We start from the raw sequence: 2,921 nt of genomic DNA on the forward strand, positions 1-2,921 counted from the left end.
CGACCCCTACCCGCCGACCATCACCCGGCGAGCCTCACCCCCACCGAATGTCCGAAGAGCCGGATATCCACGCGCTCAGACGGCAGGGGATGACGATCAGTGAGATCGCCCGCCGCACCGACCATGACCGCAAGACGATCCGGGCCTACCTGAAGGGTGACCGCGTCCCCGGTCGGCGTGAACGCGCCGCGCCGGACTCGTTCGACGCGTTCGTCGACTACGCCGTTGCACGGCTGATCGAGGACCCGCACTTGTGGGCGATGACGCTGATGGATGAGCTGCGCCCGCTCGGCTATGAGGGCTCGTATCCGACGCTGACGCGGCAGATCCGTGACCGTGGGCTGCGGCCGGCGTGCACGGCCTGCGCGCATGTCACGAAGCGGCCGAACGCGATCATCGAGCATCCGCCCGGCGAGGAGACCCAGTTCGACTGGGTCGAGCTGCCCGACCCGCCCGCGTCGTGGGGGTTCGGTCACAAGAAGGCATACGCACTGGTCGGCTCGCTTGCCCACTCGGGGGTCTGGCGGGGCGTGCTGTCTTCGTCGACGGATCTACCGCATCTGCTGGTCGCGATGAGCACCCTGCTCGGGCTGCTGGGCGGGCTGACCCGCGACTGGCGGTTCGACCGGATGACCACGGTCCTCAAACAGGGCACCAGTGATCTGACGCCGATGTTCGCCGCGTTCGCTAAGCATCACGCCGTCACGGTGATCGCGTGCCGGCCCCGCAGCGGGAACCGGAAGGGGGTGGTCGAGAAGAACAACCACACCGCCGCGCAGCGCTGGTGGCGGACCGTCCCCGACGAGCTGACTCTGGAGCAGGCGCAGGCCAGTTTCGAAGCGTTCGCCAGGGGGCAGGACGATCGGCCACGCCAGACTGAGACGGGCAAGACGACCGCGAAGGCGATGCTCGCGGCGGAGCGACTGCGACCGCTGCCGCCGACTGTGTTCCCCGTGGTGGTGACCGAGGAGCGCACCGCGACCAGGCAGGCGTTGATCGACTGGCGCGGGAACCGGTACTCGGTGCCACCGGAGCTGGCCGCGACGAAAGTCATCGTCCAGCAGCGGCTCGGCGCCGACATCATCGACATCGCCACCGTCACCGGCGCGGTCGTCGCCCGGCACCGGGTCGCCGAGCCCGGGCTGGGCGTCACGACCCGCGACACCGGACACGTCACCGCCCTCGAAGCGATCGCGATGGCATCCGCGCCACCCGGACGCCCGCACCGCCGCAAGGAACGCATCCCACCCGGGACCGCCGCGCTCCGCGCCGCCGCCGCCCTGACCGGCACCACCGAACCCACCACGACCGTGATCAGCCTGGCCGCCTACGAGCAGGCCGCGAAGAACAGGAACACCCTCTCATGACCACCACGACTTCCACGACGACGACCGCAGCGAGCGTCTACCAGCAGCTGCGGACCCACCTCACCGACCTGAAACTCACCGACGCCGCCGACGCCCTCCCGAAAGTCCTCGACCAGGCACAAGCCGAGGGCTGGACCCTCACCCACGCCCTCGAGCACTTGCTGCGCATCGAGGTGACCGCGACCGACGCGCGCCGCCTGACTGGCCGGTTCCGGTTCGCGAACCTCCCCACCGGCGCCACCCTAGACGACTTCGACATAGATTCCGCCAGCGGCATAGACCGGTCACTGCTGCAAGAACTCGGCACCTGCCGCTACATCGACACCGCCACCAACGTGCTCCTGATCGGACCTCCCGGAGTCGGCAAAACCCACATCGCGACCGGACTCGGCCACGCCGCCGTCACCGCCGGCTACCGGGTCTACTTCACCTCCGCCGCCGACCTCGCCGCCCGCTGCCACCGCGCCGCGATCGAAGGAAAATGGTCGACCATGATGCGGTTCTTCGCCGGACCCACCCTCCTCATCATTGACGAACTGGGCTACCTGCCACTGCCCGGCGAAGCCGCCTCCGCACTGTTCCAGGTCATCAACCAGCGCTACTTGAAGACATCGATCGTGATCACCACGAACCGGCCCGTCGGAGCATGGGGAGAGATCCTCGGAGACACCACCGTCGCCGCCGCGATGCTCGACCGGCTCCTGCACCGATCCGTCGTGATCACCCTCGACGGCGCCTCCTACCGGCTCCGCCACCACCACGCCGCCGCAGACGAACTCCGCCGCGTCACCACCGGCACAAACCTGCGCTAACCTAACCCCGCGACCTGGGGAACTTCGATGAGCAACTCTGGGGAGATTCGCTGAGCGCCGTCACATGAACGCCTGCTGTCGGCGGGTGCGGTCCAGGTCGGTCAGGAACACGCCCCGGTATACGGTGTCGCGGCGCTGACGCACGAACGACATCGCCTGCGACGCGGTGAGTTGCTGCATCCCGGCGGGGAAGTTCGCGCCCGAGTACTTCGGGTCCGCTGTCGCGTGGTTCAGGCAGACCGTGATCGGCTGGACGGCCTGCGCGACACGGTAGAACGCCGCCATGGTGACCTCGACGAAATGATCGATCCGCACCCCGCCGAGGAACTGCGACACCGCGCGGATCTCCGCCTCGCGTGCCGCATCGCGCGCCTGCTGATACGCGTCCGCCTTCGACAGGCCCTGCTTCAGCAGGACGGGGAGCTTCGCGGACAGTTCCCGCCCGTACGCTTCCTTGATCTTGCCGTGCGAGACACCGCCGATGTTGCCCGCGTATTGGACATAGTCATCGCGCGGGATGGATATCCCCACCGCCGGACCGCCGCCGGCGGGGATGTGGATGTAGAGCAGGACGTTCGTGTTGTACCCACCGACGGACGCGTCTTCAGCGTGGATCGCGTTGTAGATGTCCTGCGGGTACGGGTTGCCATTCTCATCGACCCGACTGTCCAGACCCATCACTAGGGCGTGTTGATCAAGAAGGTGCGGGGTGGCCAGCCGCCGCGAGTTGCGCGGGAGAATG

The 2,921-nt window shown here is 68.0% G+C and carries 3 protein-coding genes; 2 read left to right on the forward strand and 1 reads right to left on the reverse strand.

Annotated elements, in window-relative coordinates; translation table 11 throughout:
* Positions 1 to 89 precede the first annotated feature (89 nt).
* Both AS96_RS13515 and istB read left to right on the forward strand, forming a co-directional pair.
* Positions 90 to 1,367: a Mu transposase domain-containing protein gene (locus AS96_RS13515; RefSeq protein WP_231477271.1), complete on the forward strand. Its 1,278-nt coding sequence runs from the start codon at positions 90 to 92 to the stop codon at positions 1,365 to 1,367.
* Positions 1,364 to 2,179: an IS21-like element helper ATPase IstB gene (gene istB, locus AS96_RS13520; RefSeq protein WP_005052820.1), complete on the forward strand. Its 816-nt coding sequence runs from the start codon at positions 1,364 to 1,366 to the stop codon at positions 2,177 to 2,179. Before AS96_RS13515 ends, istB begins: the two co-directional genes overlap by 4 nt.
* 60 nt (positions 2,180 to 2,239) lie before the next feature.
* Here istB and AS96_RS13525 read toward each other — a convergent pair.
* Positions 2,240 to 2,921: LCP family protein (locus AS96_RS13525; RefSeq protein ID WP_036290824.1), on the reverse strand; the 682-nt coding region annotated here is incomplete at its 5' end.

The organism is Microbacterium sp. MRS-1 (genome assembly GCF_000585455.1).
GTDB classification, from domain to species: Bacteria; Actinomycetota; Actinomycetes; order Actinomycetales; family Microbacteriaceae; genus Microbacterium; species Microbacterium laevaniformans.

Bases quoted from the DNA above. Each gene is read 5' to 3' on its own strand.
- istB (WP_005052820.1), top strand. From the start codon at position 1,364: ATGACCACCACGACTTCCACGACGACGACCGCAGCGAGCGTCTACCAG.
- AS96_RS13515 (WP_231477271.1), top strand. From the start codon at position 90: ATGACGATCAGTGAGATCGCCCGCCGCACCGACCATGACCGCAAGACG.